At 43.4% G+C, this 17935-nt stretch carries 16 protein-coding genes; 11 read left to right on the top strand and 5 right to left on the bottom strand.

Annotated features, from left to right (window positions below):
* The first annotated feature begins 133 nt into the window (after window positions 1–133).
* Window positions 134–2512 (top strand): endonuclease MutS2, encoded by a 2379-nt coding sequence (locus C7B70_RS07580; RefSeq protein ID WP_106368457.1) that lies wholly within the window; start codon window positions 134–136, stop codon window positions 2510–2512.
* 80 nt (window positions 2513–2592) lie between these two features.
* Here C7B70_RS07580 and C7B70_RS07575 read toward each other — a convergent pair whose 3' ends face one another.
* The gene (locus C7B70_RS07575) at window positions 2593–3486 is read right to left on the bottom strand and encodes a DUF4394 domain-containing protein (RefSeq protein ID WP_106368456.1); all 894 of its coding nucleotides are present in this window, start codon (window positions 3484–3486) and stop codon (window positions 2593–2595) included.
* Window positions 3487–3900: 414 nt separating this feature from the next.
* Between C7B70_RS07575 and C7B70_RS07570 the strand changes: the two genes are divergently transcribed.
* The 3 genes from C7B70_RS07570 (at window position 3901) to C7B70_RS07560 (ending at window position 6383) form a co-directional block, all read left to right on the top strand.
* On the top strand, window positions 3901–4491 hold the full coding sequence (locus C7B70_RS07570) for a DUF3038 domain-containing protein (protein WP_106368455.1): 591 nt from the start codon (window positions 3901–3903) through the stop codon (window positions 4489–4491).
* A gap of 69 nt (window positions 4492–4560) precedes the next feature.
* Window positions 4561–5985, top strand: a complete 1425-nt coding sequence (locus C7B70_RS07565) for a DUF4335 domain-containing protein (protein ID WP_106368454.1) — start codon at window positions 4561–4563, stop codon at window positions 5983–5985.
* A gap of 140 nt (window positions 5986–6125) precedes the next feature.
* Entirely contained in the window at window positions 6126–6383 is a 258-nt protein-coding gene (locus C7B70_RS07560; protein WP_106368453.1) for a hypothetical protein, read from the top strand.
* Here the strand turns inward: C7B70_RS07560 and ggt are convergent.
* Complete coding sequence (ggt, locus tag C7B70_RS07555; RefSeq protein WP_106368452.1) at window positions 6370–8088, bottom strand: gamma-glutamyltransferase; 1719 nt, start codon at window positions 8086–8088, stop codon at window positions 6370–6372. The genes C7B70_RS07560 and ggt overlap by 14 nt on opposite strands.
* Before the next feature lie 154 nt (window positions 8089–8242).
* The gene (miaA, locus tag C7B70_RS07550) at window positions 8243–9133 is read right to left on the bottom strand and encodes a tRNA (adenosine(37)-N6)-dimethylallyltransferase MiaA (RefSeq protein WP_233220850.1); all 891 of its coding nucleotides are present in this window, start codon (window positions 9131–9133) and stop codon (window positions 8243–8245) included.
* A 158-nt stretch (window positions 9134–9291) separates the two neighbouring features.
* On the opposite strand from miaA, the gene gyrB reads away from it, so the two are divergent.
* From gyrB to cobW, 3 genes are all read left to right on the top strand, one after another.
* Entirely contained in the window at window positions 9292–11232 is a 1941-nt protein-coding gene (gene gyrB, locus C7B70_RS07545; RefSeq protein WP_106368450.1) for a DNA topoisomerase (ATP-hydrolyzing) subunit B, read from the top strand.
* Window positions 11233–11405: 173 nt separating this feature from the next.
* Window positions 11406–12122 (top strand): heme oxygenase (biliverdin-producing), encoded by a 717-nt coding sequence (locus tag C7B70_RS07540; protein WP_106368449.1) that lies wholly within the window; start codon window positions 11406–11408, stop codon window positions 12120–12122.
* 288 nt (window positions 12123–12410) lie between these two features.
* The gene (gene cobW / locus C7B70_RS07535; RefSeq protein WP_106368448.1) at window positions 12411–13457 is read left to right on the top strand and encodes a cobalamin biosynthesis protein CobW; all 1047 of its coding nucleotides are present in this window, start codon (window positions 12411–12413) and stop codon (window positions 13455–13457) included.
* A 36-nt stretch (window positions 13458–13493) separates the two neighbouring features.
* On the opposite strand, the gene C7B70_RS07530 is transcribed toward cobW, so the two are convergent.
* Window positions 13494–14363, bottom strand: coding sequence for a phosphodiester glycosidase family protein (locus C7B70_RS07530; protein WP_199192122.1), 870 nt, complete (start codon window positions 14361–14363; stop codon window positions 13494–13496).
* A gap of 224 nt (window positions 14364–14587) precedes the next feature.
* On the opposite strand from C7B70_RS07530, the gene C7B70_RS07525 reads away from it, so the two are divergent.
* The 4 genes from C7B70_RS07525 to mdh all read left to right on the top strand — a co-directional run bounded on the left by C7B70_RS07525 (window position 14588) and on the right by mdh (window position 17131).
* The gene (locus C7B70_RS07525; protein ID WP_106368447.1) at window positions 14588–14971 is read left to right on the top strand and encodes a photosystem I reaction center subunit IV; all 384 of its coding nucleotides are present in this window, start codon (window positions 14588–14590) and stop codon (window positions 14969–14971) included.
* Window positions 14972–14974: 3 nt separating this feature from the next.
* Entirely contained in the window at window positions 14975–15820 is an 846-nt protein-coding gene (locus C7B70_RS07520) for a DNA-formamidopyrimidine glycosylase (protein WP_106368446.1), read from the top strand.
* Between the two features lie 106 nt (window positions 15821–15926).
* Complete coding sequence (locus tag C7B70_RS07515; RefSeq protein WP_106368445.1) at window positions 15927–16145, top strand: NAD(P)H-quinone oxidoreductase subunit O; 219 nt, start codon at window positions 15927–15929, stop codon at window positions 16143–16145.
* A gap of 17 nt (window positions 16146–16162) precedes the next feature.
* Entirely contained in the window at window positions 16163–17131 is a 969-nt protein-coding gene (mdh, locus tag C7B70_RS07510; protein WP_106368444.1) for a malate dehydrogenase, read from the top strand.
* A gap of 91 nt (window positions 17132–17222) precedes the next feature.
* Here the strand turns inward: mdh and C7B70_RS07505 are convergent, their stop codons facing one another.
* Window positions 17223–17825: a DUF4351 domain-containing protein gene (locus C7B70_RS07505; RefSeq protein ID WP_199192121.1), complete on the bottom strand. Its 603-nt coding sequence runs from the start codon at window positions 17823–17825 to the stop codon at window positions 17223–17225.
* Window positions 17826–17935: the final 110 nt, after the last annotated feature.

Below are 17935 nucleotides of genomic sequence, written 5' to 3'. Positions count from 1 at the left end.
TTTGTCTCACTTCCGATTCTGTTAAAACATAGCCTATCAAATTGCGGGGGGCGATCGCCCGATACACTGCCTAGCTGTAAATGTATCCGCTAGAATAGAATTAGCTTTCTTAACGCGATTTTACAGGTAAGCCTTGATCCAATCTGAGACTCTAGAACTATTAGAATGGTCGCGCCTTTGTCAACATTTATCTACCTTTGCAGCTACTAAACTCGGATCTGTTGCTGCGCGTAATCTCCAAATACCCACATCTCAATTACAGAGCGAAGAATTATTAGCTCAGACTAAAGAAGTTTATGACTTAGAAACTCGGCTAACTACAGGGTTATCTTTTGATGGTATTCAAGATATTGGCGACTCTTTAGAAAGGGCGCAGTTACAAGGAATTTTAGCCGGAAATGAGTTGCTAGAAATTGCCACAACTTTATTTGGTGCTAGGCAATTGCGCCGCTTTATCGATAATCAACCATTTATTCCCGTACTACAGCAATTAGTCTCGCAGTTGCGAACTTATCCAGAGTTAGAGCAAGAAATTCATAGATGTATTGATGAGCGAGGAAAAGTAACCGATCGCTCTAGTCCGATTTTAGGCGACCTCCGCACCCAAATAAAACAGCTAAGAACCCAAATTAATCGCTCGCTGCAAAACATCTTACAACGCCACCCTAACGCCGTCCAAGAGCAAATAATTACCCAAAGGGGCGATCGCTTTGTAATTCCTGTTAAAGCACCCCAAAAAGATGCTATCCCTGGCATTGTTCACGATACCTCGACAAGCGGCGCAACTTTGTATATAGAACCAAGTGGCGTTGTTCCTTTGGGCAATCAGTTACGGCAATTAGTCCGCAAAGAACAGGTAGAAGAAGAAGCAATCCGCCGCACTTTAACTAAGCTTGTCGCCGAAGTTAGTACAGACTTGGAAAGATTATTAGCGATCGCAACTATTATCGATCTTGCCACCGCTCGCGCTCGTTACAGTTTTTGGCTTAAAGCCAATCCACCCCGCTTTATCAACCGCAATGATGGCGAAAGTATTAATTTGCGCGCCTTGCGCCATCCGCTTTTAGTATGGCAACAGCAGCACGAACAAGATCGCAATGTTGTACCTGTCGATTTATTTATTCAACCTAACATTCGCGTTGTCACGATTACAGGTCCAAATACGGGCGGTAAAACTGTCACCCTCAAAACTCTAGGTTTAGCCGCTTTGATGGCAAAAGTGGGTTTATTTATTCCCGCGCGCGAACCCGTAGAAATGCCGTGGTTTGAGCAGGTATTAACCGATATCGGCGACGAGCAATCATTAGAACAAAGTTTATCGACATTTTCGGGTCATATTCGCCGAATTAGTCGAATTTTAACTGCTATAGACGAATCAAGCTGCTCTTTGGTGCTTTTAGATGAAGTGGGAGCGGGAACAGATCCGGTAGAAGGAAGCGCTTTAGCGATCGCATTATTACAATACTTAGCTAACAACGCTCAATTAAGTATTGCTACAACCCACTTTGGCGAACTTAAAGCCCTAAAATACGAAGACGATCGCTTTGAGAATGCCTCAGTAGAATTTGATGAAATCAGCCTCTCGCCAACTTATCGGCTGCTGTGGGGAATCCCAGGACGTTCTAACGCCCTAACTATTGCCGAGCGCTTAGGCTTAAAACGAGAGGTTATTGAGGAAGCTAAAAAGCATTTAGGCGGTGCAAATGACGATGTAAACCAAGTAATTGCGGGTTTAGAGGCGCAAAGAAAACGCCAAGAAACCAAAGCCGCCGAAGCGCAAAAGTTAGTAGAACAAGCTGAACGTTTTTATCAAGAAGTATCGGCAAAAGCTGCCGCCTTGCAAGCACGGGAACGAGATTTACGCGCCTCTCAAGATGTTGCTGTGCAAAATGCGATTTCTGAAGCTAAAGGCGAAATCGCCCAGGTCATTCGCCGCCTGCAAAAAGGTACAGTAACGGCGACCGACGCGCAGCAAGCAACTAACGAACTTAATCAAATTGCCGCCAACTATATAGCGCCACCATTAAAACCAAAAGCAGGATTTAAACCACAGCTAGGCGATCGCATTCGCATTCCAAAGTTAGGTCAAACGGCAGAAGTTTTAAGCGTCCCCAGTGACGAAGGGGATCTAATTGTCCGGTTTGGAATCATGAAAATGACTGTAAACCTAGAAGATATTGAATCATTAGACGGTGAAAAACCAGTAGTTGCTAAAAAGAAAAAACCAGAACCAATTGAAGAAAAACCTGTAGAAACTACTCCAGTACCAGTAATTCGGACTTCTAAAAACACTGTAGATTTACGCGGGTCACGAGTCGCCGATGCGGAGAGGACGTTAGACGATGCAATTTCAACCGCTACCGGGCAACTGTGGATTATTCACGGACACGGTACGGGAAAATTGAGGCAAGGAGTGCGCGAGTTTTTGCGCCAGCATCCTTTAATTAGCCGCTACGAAGACGCGCAAAAAGTTGATGGTGGTACAGGTGTAACGGTAGCTTATCTGGTATAAAAACTATCGCTTATTTACGAGCAAAAAAAGCCTGCGATCGCAGGCTTTCTCAGTTTTAATTTCTAAATTTTTGAAGAGGCTTAAAACTTGATCTGACGACGGCGACGCATTACCGCTACACCACCTAAAGTAACCGCAGCTAATGAACCGATTACACTGCTAGGCTCAGGTACGGGTTTTGACGCAAGACTAATCAATGACCGACTGCCACCGATAACGCCTAACGAAGTAGATGCACCAGTATTCAAGTTGATGCTATATAGTTCAGAATCCGTAGCAGCAAAACCTGTATTTACACCATTATTATCAGTGAAAATACTAAATCCCCCCCTAGGACTGAAGTCGAAGCCAAGGGAACCGACGGTTGTAAGAGTGCCAGCATTAGCAGGATTCTGTTCTGTTAAGGTGTCAAGGGCAAAGTCAATGTTGTATAGCTCCGTTGTCCGAGTAGGGCTAGGAGCGCCGAGAAATGAATTGGTATAAGATGCAGCAGTAAGATTAGGATTAACCCCAAAATTGGTATCCCCTGTCGCATAAGCTAAGGTTCCGTCAACTAAAGTTAAGCCAGTATCTACATTGATGCGGAAGTTTTGATCGTTGCTACCAACCACCCGTAAGCGATCAACAACAGGGTTGAAATCTAGTCCTGATTTTACGCCTACTGATGATGCAAGAACAGAAAGCGTACTAACGAAAGTTGCTGCTCCTGTGCCAGCATTAATTGTATAAATGTTGTTGCTAGTTGCAAGCCCGTAAAGCTGACCATCGGCTGGACGGTAATCAATTCCTAGTAAGTTACCAACAACTCCTGTAACTTGGACAAAACTAGCAGAATCAGGGCTTGCAGAGTCAAAATTGACTAAAGTATTGTCTCCAGTTAAACCAGTTAAACCTACTGCCTGAACTTGAGGGGCGATCGCTACGCCTGATGTAACGGCTATTAATGCGATCGCACGTAAACTTAGCTTATTCACAAATTAAACTCCAATGTAATTTTTTATTCAAACTTTAGATAAAGTGTGTTTCAACTAACGCTTATTTTCCAGACCGAAAAATATTCGTTTTTTGCTTACTTCTTTACGTACCTTTGGTATATATTATTTCAATTTTGTATTAAAGTAAATGAGTCTTTATGTATATTTACTGAGTTAATAGCGGAATTGCTCCACTGGCAAGGAATAAAAATCACACTATGTCAAGCTTGTAAGCAAATAACTTGAGTAAGTAGAATTGTTAAGTAAGCAAACAAGTAGTAGCCTGCTCAAAACTGAAGCGCTAATAGCTGACAGGTGTAAGCGGACAGATTATGCTATTAGAAACCAAATTTACTTTAAAAGAGTCTGGTTTCAAAATAGGTAACAACTCTATCGATACCTGTCTTAGCTTATATGCTTAAAGATACGCATTCTAGCGCTGGGTCATCTCCGGTGTGGGATGAACTAAACCGCGCCCAGCCTGACACAACCCAACTTGACAACATCAAAACTCAAATAGATTTGGTGCTGTTAGCGTTGGAATCCTTAGCGGGTATTGGGTCTGAGGCTATGCTGCAAGCCGCATCAGCGCTGAACCTAGAATCAAAAATACCCGATCGCGTGACTTTGTGGCGATTGCGCCAATCAAATCCCTTACGCAAAGGTGAAGGTGGACGCAAAAAGCTGGATATAGAAGAAGCGCGAAGTCTGGTGTTAATTAGCTGCTTTCTTGCCAAACAGCACCAAGAACTAATCCGCCGTGCCATTGACTTGCTCGAACAAGCAGCCCAAAATGACAGCGAACCTCATAGAACGGCAATGCTTGGAGATTATCTTGATGCTTTTAACAACACCTACTTAGAACGCATGGAAGACGATCGCAACATTTCTACTGAGAACCTAACTCAATTAGCATTCAAACTTTTAGTAGATTTGCTGTTTTATAGTAGTCCTGGAGGTCATCGGCGTTTGTGGTTGGCACTTTTAGATCGCAGTCAAAAATAACTAGCTCCTCACCAGGAGATTTGATTAAAAAAAATTCCCAACTCACACCGATCAAAACTATTACCCACTATGTCCTTATCAAATTCGGTTCTACATCGCTATACTCCCCCTACTTGTACGCTGCAAGTTGTGGCTTATAGTTCGCCTGTATCCCGTTGGGTAGGTTCTAAAGTAGTAAAAGAAGTACAGTTTGACTTACGTTTTGACGATCCAAGATCCCCGTCCGAGAAACAATTTAGCATTACAGGCGATCGCCAGCAATTAGAATCTCTCCACACAGTAGTTACAGACTATATTCAAGAGTTACTCACCTTATCGCCAGAAAGCTTTGCAGCTTTAGGTCAAGAAACACTGTCACCACCAGTAGACGTTGAAAGCGATGTGTGGCTATTGCCTGCGGAGGATCTTCCCCCTAACCCTGCAAAGGGCGATCGCCTAATTGCTCAAAGTAATTCTTTTGCCATTAAACCAGCATCAAAAGTAGCTCATAACCTATTTCTCGGAGCTTTAGCTACACCACAAACAGGGGAACTTGTCAAACTTAGCGTACTGCAACTATTTGATTTAGCGACCGCTCTTGATGAATATAAGAACGATCTAATCGCCTTACCAACTCTTGCTCGCCACTCTCAAACTTCCCCTCTTTTAGCTTGGGCAAATATTGCGGCAGTGTTGCTGTTAGGTGTGGGCGTTACGGCGGTAGGATTGCAAGTTTTTAATCGTCCTAATCCCCAAACCGCTAATAATATCAATAATCGTCCTAAAACCACTCCTAATCCCCAAGTTGCCCTTGTCCCCTCACCTCCTAGCTTATCTCCGGCAACAACAATCTTAGTACCGTCACCCAATAGTAGTATTCCTGCTACTGGTGCGGTTTCTACACCAAGTACGGCTCCAGTCCCACAAACGGTAAGACCCGGCACTAAAATTAATCCTGTAGCTAACGGCTTACCACCCCAACCAATTGTTATTAATCCTCCGGCGGCACAAACTACCACCACTACGACTACCGTAACTGTTCCTGGAGCGACTAATCGGACAACGCCACCGATTGCTATTTTACCCAGTCCTAACTTATCATCATCAGCCACTCCTAGCCCTTCTACAACAACCACTACTGTAAAAGTCCAACAAGATAGTAATTCTAGGGAAGCGCCAACACCACCCAAGCCTACTACTACCGCTACCCGTACCGCTTTTGTTGCCAATCCTCAAGTAGCTGAAGTTAGCAATTACTTTAACGGGCGTTGGGAGCCACCTTCTAACTTGAGGAGTTCTTTAGAGTACAGCATTGTTCTAGATGTAGACGGTAGCATTCAAGTCATTGAACCCTATGGATTAGCCTCAAGAACTTATCTCGACCGCACAGGAATGCCTTTAATTGGCGAACGCTTTGTTTCAGCAAACCAAAATGGTCAAAGTCCTAGAATCCGCTTGCGGTTTAATCCTAACGGCAAAGTCCAAGCCTTTTTAGAAGCGGGTGATGCGAGGTAAAGTAAAGATTTTTTAAGTTTTGTTAACTTGGATACTAAAATACTTAGCCGTATACCCGAATATTGAGTATTAATTCTTATTGCTGTTTTGCACAAAGCAAAGTACCTGTTTTAGGTTCTATTGAATTGAGGAGTGGTTATATGGCAGGGCAAATGTGTTGGTTATCTAGACATGGCGATGATGGTGAAAAAATACTGCATTTGCAGACGCAAACAAGTAGTTCTTGGCAACCTTATACAGCTTTTCGCCATCTTGCCGTACCCGACTATCGCGTACCAGGAGGATCTAAAGGTTGGGCAACTTACCAAAAACTGCTAAAAGCAGGCTGGACTTTAGTACCTAGTGCTAGAGCTAAAGAATTTGCCCCGATGGAAGTAGAAGTTTTTAATAACCACTAGGAGAACCTTCACCGCGTGGATCGGCGGCTCCTTCGAGCTTATTGTCTGAGGTAACAACGATCGCATTGGCATTTCCCCAAGGATTTCGCACAACTATTTTATGTCCTTTTCGTTTTAGTTCGGCAATAGTAGCCGTATCTAACCCAAAGGGCTGCATTCTCAGTTCGTCAGGCAACCATTGATGATGAATGCGGGGAGCCGAAACCGCTTCCCCGGCGTTCATATCGTAGGCTAGAACGCCCAGAATAACTTGCAAAACAGTAGTAATAATTGTGCTACCACCGGGCGCACCCGTTGCCATTTTGAAGCGATTATTTTGGGTAACTATGGTGGGTGTCATGCTAGAAAGGGGAGTTTTACGTGGTGCGATCGCATTAGCGTCTCCGCCAATTAATCCGTAAGCATTGGGTACGCCAGGAGCGGCGGCAAAATCGTCCATTTCATCGTTAAGTAAAATACCCGTTCCCGGCGTAACGACTCCAGAACCAAAGCCGTAATTAATAGTAAAAGTTAAACTAACGGCGTTGCGCTGTTCATCTACAACCGTTAAATGGCTAGTGTCGGGCGATTCAGCTTTGGTAAAGCGTTCTAAAGTAGCTTTATTGACGGGTTTTACTCTAGTTGACGGGGTAGCATTGGCGCGGATTTCTTGCCGTCTTTTAGCTGCATATTCGGGGCTAATTAGCTGTTGTACTGGCACTTTGACAAAATCGGGATCGCCTAAATATTCCGATCTATCAGCGTAGGCAATTCGCATCGCTTCTACCATTAAGTGCAGTACGTCCGGGTTATGCCATCCTTTGGCTTTTAGATCGGTGTCGCCAATGAGATTTAATATCTGTAATAAGTGTACGCCCCCAGATGAAGGCGGCGGCATAGAGCAAATTCGCGCACTTTGGAAAGTTCCGCAAACTGGGGTACGCCAAATAGGTTCATAAGTTTTTAAGTCTTCTAAAGTAACTAAACCGCCATTAGTTGCCATGTCAGATGCGATCGCCCTAGCAATATTTCCGGTATAAAAACTCTGAGGCTCGGTAGCAATTTGTTGTAAAGTTTTCGCTAAGTCCCTTTGTATTAACTTATCTCCAGCCGCGTACATTGTGCCATTGCGCGTAAAAACCTGTCGAGCGGCTTGATTACTCAAAATTTGCTTTTTGCGGCTTTCCACTGCCCCTACAAACCGCTCTGTTACGACAAACCCCTCTTGAGCGTACTTAATAGACGGGGCAACTAATTTCGCCCAAGGTAATTTTCCATACTGGCGATGCACTTGATAAAGTCCGGCGACTGTACCCGGTACGCCCACAGACAAATAGCCATCAATACTTAAATTTGGGCGTACTTTGCCTTGAGCGTCCAAATACATATCTCTGGTAGCTTTTAAAGGAGCGCGTTCGCGGAAATCTAGCGCCTTCATTTCCGTTTTATTGGCTTGATGTAAGAGCAAAAAACCACCGCCACCAATTCCCGCCGAAAAGGGTTCAACTACAGAAATAGCAAAAGTTGTTGCAACCGCAGCATCTACCGCATTACCACCACTCCGCAGTATATCAAGTCCTGCTTGACTTGCTAAAGGATGGGCGGATACTACCATTCCCCGTTTAGTTGTTAGTGGTTGGAGAAAAGCCGCAAAGGTTGGTTGAGCGGTAAAAAAAGCTATAAAAACTAATAGAGGTAAAGTTGTAAGGTTATAAATATTGGGCATTTAAGGGTAATTGGTAATTGGTGATGATTCATAATGACCAACCTATGTTACAGGCTGGGTTGTCATTTCGTATTCCGCCTAAAGCTGTGAATCCTTTGTAGTGACAAGATTGTTTTAATTTATTGTGCTGTGGGCGATCGCATAGTATTGGTTTTTACAGCAATTGCCCAAATTCCCCAACTTTTTGGCATACTTTTTCAATTAATTGGCGATCGTCCGAGTCAAACCAGGCAATTTCTGGATAAGCTCTAAACCAGGTACGCTGACGTTTAGCAAATTGGCGCGTATGCAAAACCGTTAACTTTTTTGCTTCAGACAAGCTAATATTGCCTAGCAAATATTCTTTAATTTCTTGGTAGCCTAAAGTATTGAGTAAAGGCAAATCCACACCGTATTTTTGACACAACAACTCAACTTCTGCAACTAATCCCGCCTCAATCATCTGTTCAGTACGTTGTTCAACGCGCTTTTGTAAATCTTCTAAGTTAGGACAATCTAAGCCAATTTGTAAAATTGGATAATTAGGCGGATTTTCCCCTTGTTGCTCAGAAATCGGGCATCCTGTGACATAAAACACTTCTAACGCTCGTAATGTCCGCACCCCATCGTTAGCATGGATTTTTCGCGCCGCTACGGGGTCTACTTGTTGCAACATAGCGTAGAGTTGGAGTTGACCAAGCTTTTGCAATTGACCTCGTAATTCATAATTAGGCGCAACTCTGGGAATTTTCAAACCCTGCACTATCGAGCGAATATATAAACCCGTTCCCCCCACCAATAAAGCCGGAGAAACGCCAGAATTGATTAATTCTTGGGCTTGCTGCTGATAGTCTGCTAAAGTCAAAGTCTCTGTAGGTTCGCAAATATCAATCAAATAATGCGCTGCTGCTTTTTGCTCTGCTAAAGTGGGTTTTGCCGTCCCAATATCAAACTCGCGGTAAACTTGACGCGAATCGGCGCTGATAATTATCGCCTTTAACCTTTTTGCCAAAGCTAAAGCCAAGCTAGATTTTCCTGTAGCTGTAGCGCCGCAAATTACAATCAAACTAGAATTAGAATAAATAGCTGGGTACGTCCCTTAAATAAATTGGTCTTTAGACTGCTCTAACGTCGCCCTAGAGCCTTTTATGTTAGACTTAATAACTAATTCCTTGTTTTATAAGCCAATAGGCGATTGTAACCTTATTTTGGAGAACCTGTTTTATGACGAGTAGCTACGGTGCAGATCAGATCCGAGTTCTGAGAGATTTGGAACCCGTCCGGATGCGACCGGGTATGTACATCGGCACTACCGGGCCTAGGGGACTCCATCATTTAGTTTACGAGGTAGTAGACAATTCGATTGATGAAGCTCTGGCGGGACACTGCACCCATATAGAAGCAGCACTCAACGCCGATGGTTCAGTAACCGTCACCGATGATGGGAGAGGGATTCCCACCGATACCCACCCCCAAACCGGAAGATCGGCATTAGAAACTGTAATGACAGTTTTACATGCTGGGGGCAAGTTTGGCGACGGCGGTTACAAAGTTTCGGGAGGTTTGCACGGCGTTGGTATTTCGGTCGTCAATGCTCTGTCGGAGTTTGTAGAAGTTACAGTATGGCGAGAAAAGCGCGTATTCACGCAAAGATTTGAGCGCGGTATTCCCATCGGCGACCTCCAGTCAAAACCAGACAAAGAAACACGTACTGGAACTTCTATCACTTTTAAGCCAGACACGGAAATTTTTACTGTTGGTATAGAGTTTGATTACGTTACTTTAGCTAGTCGTTTGCGAGAATTGGCTTATTTGAATGCGGGAGTAAAAATAACTTTCACCGATAGCCGCTTAGAATTGCTCAAAAGCGATGAACCAAAAACAGAAACTTACGAATATGCAGGCGGTATTAAAGAATATATCTCTTACATGAACCGCGATAAGCAACCTCTGCACGAAGAAATTATCTATGTGCAGGGAGAACGCAACAACGTCCACGTAGAAGTATCTTTGCAGTGGTGTACAGATTCGTATACAGATAACGTGCTGGGTTTTGCGAATAATATTCGTACTGTAGACGGCGGAACGCACCTAGAAGGATTAAAGGCGGTGCTGACGCGAACCATGAATGCGATCGCCCGTAAGCGTAATAAAATCAAAGACAATGAACCAAACCTTAGCGGCGAACACGTCCGAGAAGGTTTAACGGCGGTTATTTCTGTTAAAGTTCCCAATCCAGAATTTGAAGGACAAACCAAGACAAAGTTAGGCAATACCGAAGTTAGAGGAATTGTTGATTCTTTGGTGGGAGAAGTTCTCACAGAGTATTTAGAGTTTCGTCCCCCCGTCGCCGACCAAATTTTAGATAAAGCAATTCAGGCATTTAAAGCCGCCGAAGCCGCCCGTCATGCGCGAGAATTAGTTAGACGTAAATCTGTATTAGAATCGTCCCCTTTACCCGGAAAACTAGCAGATTGCAGCACCAGAGATCCCAGCGAATCGGAAATCTATATAGTTGAAGGAGATAGTGCGGGGGGAAGCGCCAAACAAGGACGCGATCGCAGATTCCAAGCAATTCTACCTTTGCGCGGTAAAATCCTCAATATCGAAAAAACTGACGATGCCAAAATCTACAAAAATACTGAAATCCAGGCACTAATTACCGCCCTCGGATTAGGTGTTAAAGGCGAGGAGTTTGATCCTACTCAACTTCGCTATCACCGTATAGTGATTATGACTGATGCTGACGTAGATGGCGCGCACATCAGAACCCTAATTTTGACGTTTTTCTATCGCTATCAGCGCAGTCTGGTAGAGCAAGGATATATCTATATTGCTTGTCCTCCCTTGTACAAAGTTGAGCGCGGACGCAATCATTACTACTGTTACAGCGAACGCGAACTTAATAACTTGACTCAAAACGAGTTTCCCGCCAACGCTAACTACACTATCCAGCGTTTTAAAGGTTTGGGTGAAATGATGCCAACACAACTGTGGGATACAACTATGAACCCCGAATCGCGTACCCTGAAGCGGATAGAGATTGAAGATGCTGCCGAAGCTGATCGCATTTTTACAGTGTTGATGGGCGATCGCGTTGCTCCTAGGCGTGAATTTATTGAAACCTATGGCCCTCGTCTCAACTTTGCCGAACTTGACATTTAAGCACATAGCTTAAACATTTCTGCCTATAGCCAGCCTAAAGTTTGTTAATTTTTAGGCTGGCTTTAGAATTTTTAACAGAAATTCTCATCAAATTGTTTTAATCTAACGATTTAGTGGCTTTTAATTTTTCCTCTCTATTCCAGAAAACTTAACCTTAAAATTTGGAAATTTACATGAGTAGCAATTTAGCAACAAAATTACGTGAAGGGACTAAAAAAGCCCACAGCATGGCGGAAAACATGGGTTTTGTGAAGTGCTTTTTAAAAGGAGTGGTAGAAAAAAATTCTTACCGCAAGCTAATCGGCAATTTCTATTTCATCTACAGCGCGATGGAAGAAGAAATGGATCGCCATAAAGATCATCCTTTACTAGGCAAAATTTACTACCAGCAGCTAAACCGCCAGCGCAGTTTAGAGCAAGACTTGAACTTTTATCATGGTGCTGATTGGAAGTCGCAAATCGTACTTTCTCCCGCAGGTCAAGCTTATGTAAACCGGATTCGGGAAATTGCTAATTCTGCTCCCGAATTGCTGATTGCTCACTCTTACACTCGCTACATTGGCGACTTGTCGGGGGGACAAATCCTCAAAAACATCGCTGTCCGGGCAATGAACCTAGCTGATGGCGAAGGTACAGCTTTTTATGAGTTCCAAGACATTCCCGACGAAAAGCAGTTTAAGGTCGGCTATAGACAAGCTTTAGACGAGCTACCTATAGATGATGCTACAGCAAGTCGCATTGTTGAAGAAGCAAACGCCGCTTTTGGCATGAATATGAAGCTATTTCAAGAAATGGAAGGTAGCTTGATTAAATCCATCGGACAAATGTTGTTTAATACTCTCACCCGTCGCCGCAATCGTGGTAGCACAGAACTAGCTACTGCTGAGTAAGCAATAAGTAGAGTTTTTGGGGCAGGTTTGGTAGTTTTTTTCGGTGAGAAGCTGGGAAAAATTACGAAATCTGCCCCTTGATTTTTGGCAAACTAGGCTAATGAAGAATGAATTTTGATGTAGAAATGTTGCTATGAATTTTAATGTAGAGACGTTGCATTGCAACTCTACATTGTCTTAAAATCGCGCGAAATCATTTTTATCCGTGAATTTAGTAACGCCAGGGATAAAGCGCGATCGCCTCCGTCAAACTAAAATACTATAACTACACCTGTATTAACTTTCTCAATGGCTGCAAAACTTCCTGTAACGGTAATCACTGGCTTTCTGGGTAGCGGTAAAACTACTCTAATTCGTCACCTGCTGCAAAATAATCAAGGGTTACGAATCGCTGTATTAGTTAACGAATTTGGCGAATTAGGGATTGATGGCGACATTCTCAATTCTTGTCAAGTTTGCCCTGATGATGCCGACGAAAAAGCAAATATAGTTGAATTAACTAACGGGTGTTTGTGCTGCACCGTCCAAGAAGAATTTTTGCCGACAATGCTGGAATTGCTCAAGCGACGAGACAAACTAGATTGGATTTTGATTGAAACTTCGGGGTTAGCTTTACCAAAACCATTAATAAAAGCCTTTCGCTGGCAAGAAATTCGTAACGCGGCAACGGTGGACTCAGTGATTACGGTAGTTGATTGCGAAGCGGTAGCTAAGGGGACGTTTGCCAGCGATCCGCAAGCCGTAGACACTCAAAGACAGGCAGATCCTAATCTAGAACACGAAACGCCCTTACAAGAGCTATTTGAGGATCAGTTAGCTTGTGCTGATTTAGTGATTTTGAATAAGACGGATTTAGTTGATGAGGCTACCCAAGAAAGCGTACTAAAGTCGATTAAACCTGAATTACCCCAAGGTGTAAAAATTGTAAAGTGCGATCGCACAGGACTTGATTTATCAATCCTTTTGGGCTTACAAGCGGCGGTAGAAGACAATCTAGATAACCGTCCCAGCCATCACGACACCGAAGAAGACCACGATCACGATCAGGAAATTAATTCAACCCATGTAATTTTAAATCGCAGTTTCAACCCTATAGCCTTACAAACCCAGTTGCAACAACTCGCCCAAGAGCAAGATATCTATCGAATTAAAGGGTTTATCTCTGTCCCAAACAAGTCTATGCGGCTAGTTTTGCAAGGAGTAGGGACACGATTTGAGCAATTTTATGATCGCCCCTGGAAACAAGATGAATTAAAGCAAACAAAGCTAGTTTTTATCGGACGCAAACTTAACCCCGCAGCTATTGAGTCCCACTTAGCCGCCATTCCCGCCTAAATTACCAATTACCAATTACCAATTACTAATTACCCATTACCCATTACCAAAATAAATACCCAAATGATTAGCAACGGGACGCTGACGCATGGGGACGCGCGTATGAATAGGTGCATTTAATACCTTTGGTTGCCCATTTTGTGCCACAACTAAGGTTGAAGAACCGCCACCGTCGAGATTCAAAACCGTGTAAACACCTAACTCTATAAAAATATCTCTTAACTGAGCTAAATTGAGTCCCTCACTGTAGAAAGGCTGACGACCATCCACCACAATAATCCACAATTTGTCCCCCGCTTCGTTAATTCCTACGGCGGTACAAGGCAAAAATTTAGCCTCCGACTCATCAATGTCTAAAGGTATCGGTTCGCCGCGTTCTACCAGCAACCTATTACCAGAGATAGCTTGAATAGTACCTTCTGGACACTTTTCGGCGCGAATTTGAATTGAGTTACTGGGAGAAATACACATTACTGGCCAAATTTTTTCGCCAGGAGAGTAGATATTGCCATTAGAAATAGCTTGACCTAATATGTTGACGCGATCGCCAACGTGCGGATAATAATTCCAAGGCGTTCGCTCGTAAAAAGGCATAAAAAAGCTGGCATTAATTGCAAGTTTTACTCCAAACTCGCTTAAAAAGTTTGAAGTTGTCCGGGCTTTAACTTCTTTGCCATCGGTACTGGGTGTTCCGGGGGTAACTAAGAACTTCAGATTAGGGGTAGTTAAGTCAATAGTGACAATGTGCAGCATAGTTTGGCGCGGTATAGAACGAAATTCACGCTGATAACTAACGCCAGTAAACAATTGTTGCTCTAAATCTGTACGGGGTGGACGAGTTAAACCTAAACCGCCGTAAATTAGTAATAGCATGGCTATAAAGCTGATTACTGCTGTTAAAAGCATTTTTCCAATGTTAGGTCTGCGCCTGCGAGTCGTGGGATATTTTTTTCTGGACATAGCTAAAATAATTACTTAGTGCGAACAGTTTGTTTAGAAAGTAGCTACTAATTTAGCTCTAGCAACAAAACTTAAACACCAAATAGCACAGCAGGTTGCAGCCCTTGTTGTAGAGTGAGAACAATTAGCCGTATTCACTGGGCGATTAATAAATCAAAGGGAAAATACTCATGGTAGAACGTGGTTCTAAAGTGCGGGTTCTCAGACCAGAATCTTACTGGTTTCAAGATACCGGAACAGTAGCTTCAATTGACCAAAGTGGCATTCGCTATCCGGTAATTGTGCGCTTCACTAACCTCAATTATGCAGGTGTAAACACCAATAACTTCGCCACCAGCGAACTATTGGAAGTAGCAAAACCAACAGCAAAAGCCAAAAAAGCCTCTACGGCGGCTCCTGGCGGTCAGCAAACCACCCTGGACGAGCGCACCCGCACCACAGGGCAAGGTACGCCTTCAAGTCCAAAAGCTTCTAACCCGGCTGCTAGTCCAGAGTCTGGCGATAGCAGTGGTGTAGTAGTTGGCGATGCTAACCAAGGTACGGAATCTCGGTAAATTGTGCCTGAACTGCCTGAAGTTGAAACAGTCCGGCGCGGTTTAGATAAAGTTACACTAAACCAAGAAATTACGGGGGGCGATGTGCTACTTAGTCGCACGATCGCCTACCCGCTTTCTAATGATGAATTTTTAAAGGGATTGCAAAAAAATGTAATCGCTAACTGGCAACGTCAGGGTAAATATTTGCTGGCACAGTTAAGTAATTGTAGCTATCTTGGCGTACATTTGCGGATGACTGGACAATTGCTTTGGGTTCATCCTACTGCGCTATTACATAAGCATACGCGAGTAAGATTATTTTTTGGAGGCGATCGCGAATTACGATTTGTCGATCAACGCACCTTTGGTCAAATGTGGTGGGTTCCCCCAGAAAAACCGATTTATTCAGTAATTACAGGACTTGCAAAATTAGGTTTAGATCCTTTCAGTGCTGAGTTTTCAGGAGAATATTTAGCGGCAAAGTTCAGCAATAGCCGCCGTTCGATTAAAGCAGCTTTGTTAGATCAAACAATTATTGCGGGAATTGGCAATATTTACGCAGATGAAGCATTATTTATCGCTAAAATCCCCCCGGCAACATTATGTAATTGCTTGCAAATTGAGCAAATAACAGCATTAAGAGCGGCGATTATTCAGGTACTAGAAGCCAGTATTGCGGCAGGTGGGACTACTTTTAGCGATTTTTTGAACGTAGAAGGGATTAACGGCAATTATGGCGGTCTAGCATGGGTTTACAACCGCACAGGCAACCCTTGTCGAATTTGCGGTACGCCAATTGAGCGAATTAGGTTAGCTGGGCGATCATCTCACTTTTGCCCCCACTGTCAGGGAAAAATCTATTTGTAGAGACGTTGCAGTGCAACGTCTCTACAGTAATCACCATTTTTTTCACTTGACTAAGTGCGTAAACGTTCTAGAATCTCTAAGTACGCATTAAGTATTAAAGCAAGTTATGGCAGTCAAAAAAGGCGATTCAGTCCGTGCTGTCCGAGAAAAGTTAGAAAATAGTTTAGAAGCGCAAGCTAGTGACATTCGTTTTCCACCTTATCTGTTTGAAACTAAAGGTCAGGTGGTGGATATTAGAGGAGAATACGCCTTAGTAGTGTTTGGACAAGTACCTACGCCTAATATTTGGCTGCGTGTAGATCAATTAGAACAATTTACCCCTTAGAGCGATCGCTTTTGTCTATGCAAGCTGCTGTTTCATCTCCTCTGGTCTGCAATCCACCCCGCGTTACTATCATTGGCGCGGGTAAAGTTGGCAGCACTTTAGCCCAAAAAGTTGTTGAGAAAAATTTAGCCGATGTTGTACTGCTAGATGTAATGCAGGGAATGCCCCAAGGGTTAGCATTAGACTTAGTAGAAGCTAAAGGCATTTCCCAGTGCGATCGCCAAATCAAAGGGACAACAGACTACGCAGATACCGTTGACTCTGATGTAGTGGTAATTACGGCAGGATTACCGCGCAAACCGGGAATGAGTCGAGATCAGTTGATGCAGACTAACGCCAAAATAGTTGTAGAAGCGGCAACCAGTGCGATCGCTTATTCTCCTAATGCAATTTTAATTGTTGTTACAAATCCCTTAGATGTGATGACGTACTTAGCATGGCAAGCGACAAAATTACCGCGCGATCGCATTATGGGCATGGCGGGAGTATTAGATTCAGCCCGGTTTCAGGCGTTTATTGCGATGGAATTAGGCGTATCGGTAATGGATGTGCAAACGATGGTTTTGGGCAGTCACGGCGACCTGATGGTTCCTCTAGCGCGTTATTCTACGGTGGCGGGTGTGCCAATTACAGAATTGATGGATGAGGCAACTATTGAGCGTTTAGTAACTAGAACTCGTAATGGTGGCGCAGAGATTGTTGAATTGATGCAGACGGGAAGCGCTTATTTTGCTCCGGCGGCTTCTATTTGTTTGATGGTGGAATCAATACTAATCAACCAATCGCGGTTATTGCCTGTAGCCGCTTACTTGCAAGGTGAGTATGGATTAAAAGATATTTTTATCGGTGTTCCCTGTAGTCTAGGCTGTGGTGGTATTGCCAAGATATGGGAACTAAATCTTACGGAGACGGAATTAGCTGCGCTGCATACTTGCGCTGAATCTCTGCGGGAAAATATTGAGAGTGCGATAGCAATTTTATCTTGACGACTATTCAAACAGTAAAGTAATAAAGTAAGTAGACTCCTTACTTAAGAACGCCTTTGAGAACTCAAAAATTAGGCATTAGTTAAATCAATTATCTTAACCAAGATTCCAAATCCGCCGTACTCGTAAAATCCAACAAATCCTCAGCCAAAGCCTCTAATCTTTCCAGACTTAAATTGCTTACCTTTGCAGTCACTTCATCTAATAGACTACCCAATTTACGAGTAAGCTGCTTGAGGACTAGCGCTTTACCTTCGGCGGTGCGACCCTCAGCCCGACCTTCACGTAAAATAGCTTGATACATTGTAGACTCACGCATGACTGGACTCCTCATCAATTGTTGGATCGTTTGCTCATTTAATTGTAAGCCAGCTAAGATACTCGTTGCCGCTACTAAATTACTCTGTTCTCTAAAGTCTGTGATTTGCTCTAACTCTCTCATGACCTGCGCTAACACCCTTTCTTTATCTGTTGCTCGACTTAGTACCGCATAAGGTAATAGTCCTGGCGTACTTAAAAACACATCTACAGGTTCTTCCCATAACCGAATTACTCTAAACTTATGAGTCATTACGGGAGTTTTATAGCTTGTTTGTCTCACTAAATCCGAACTTGTGGGTTTGAGATAGATAACTACTTGGTGAATATCTCGCTCTGGAAACTTGCGTTTTAAGCGTAGATAATAATCCGCCATCCGAAAAGGCATTGTTTCATCGCTAACCGTCTGATATCATGTCCGCATAACAGATTATGATAAAGGTGGAGAATAAAAGTATGACTCATGCCGAAACGAATTGCGGTAGC

Source organism: Chlorogloea sp. CCALA 695 (assembly GCF_003003885.1).
Lineage (GTDB): Bacteria > Cyanobacteriota > Cyanobacteriia > Cyanobacteriales > Chroococcidiopsidaceae > Aliterella.
The sequence above is the reverse complement of the archived record's forward strand: the minus strand, read 5'-3'. Positions and strand labels throughout refer to the sequence as shown.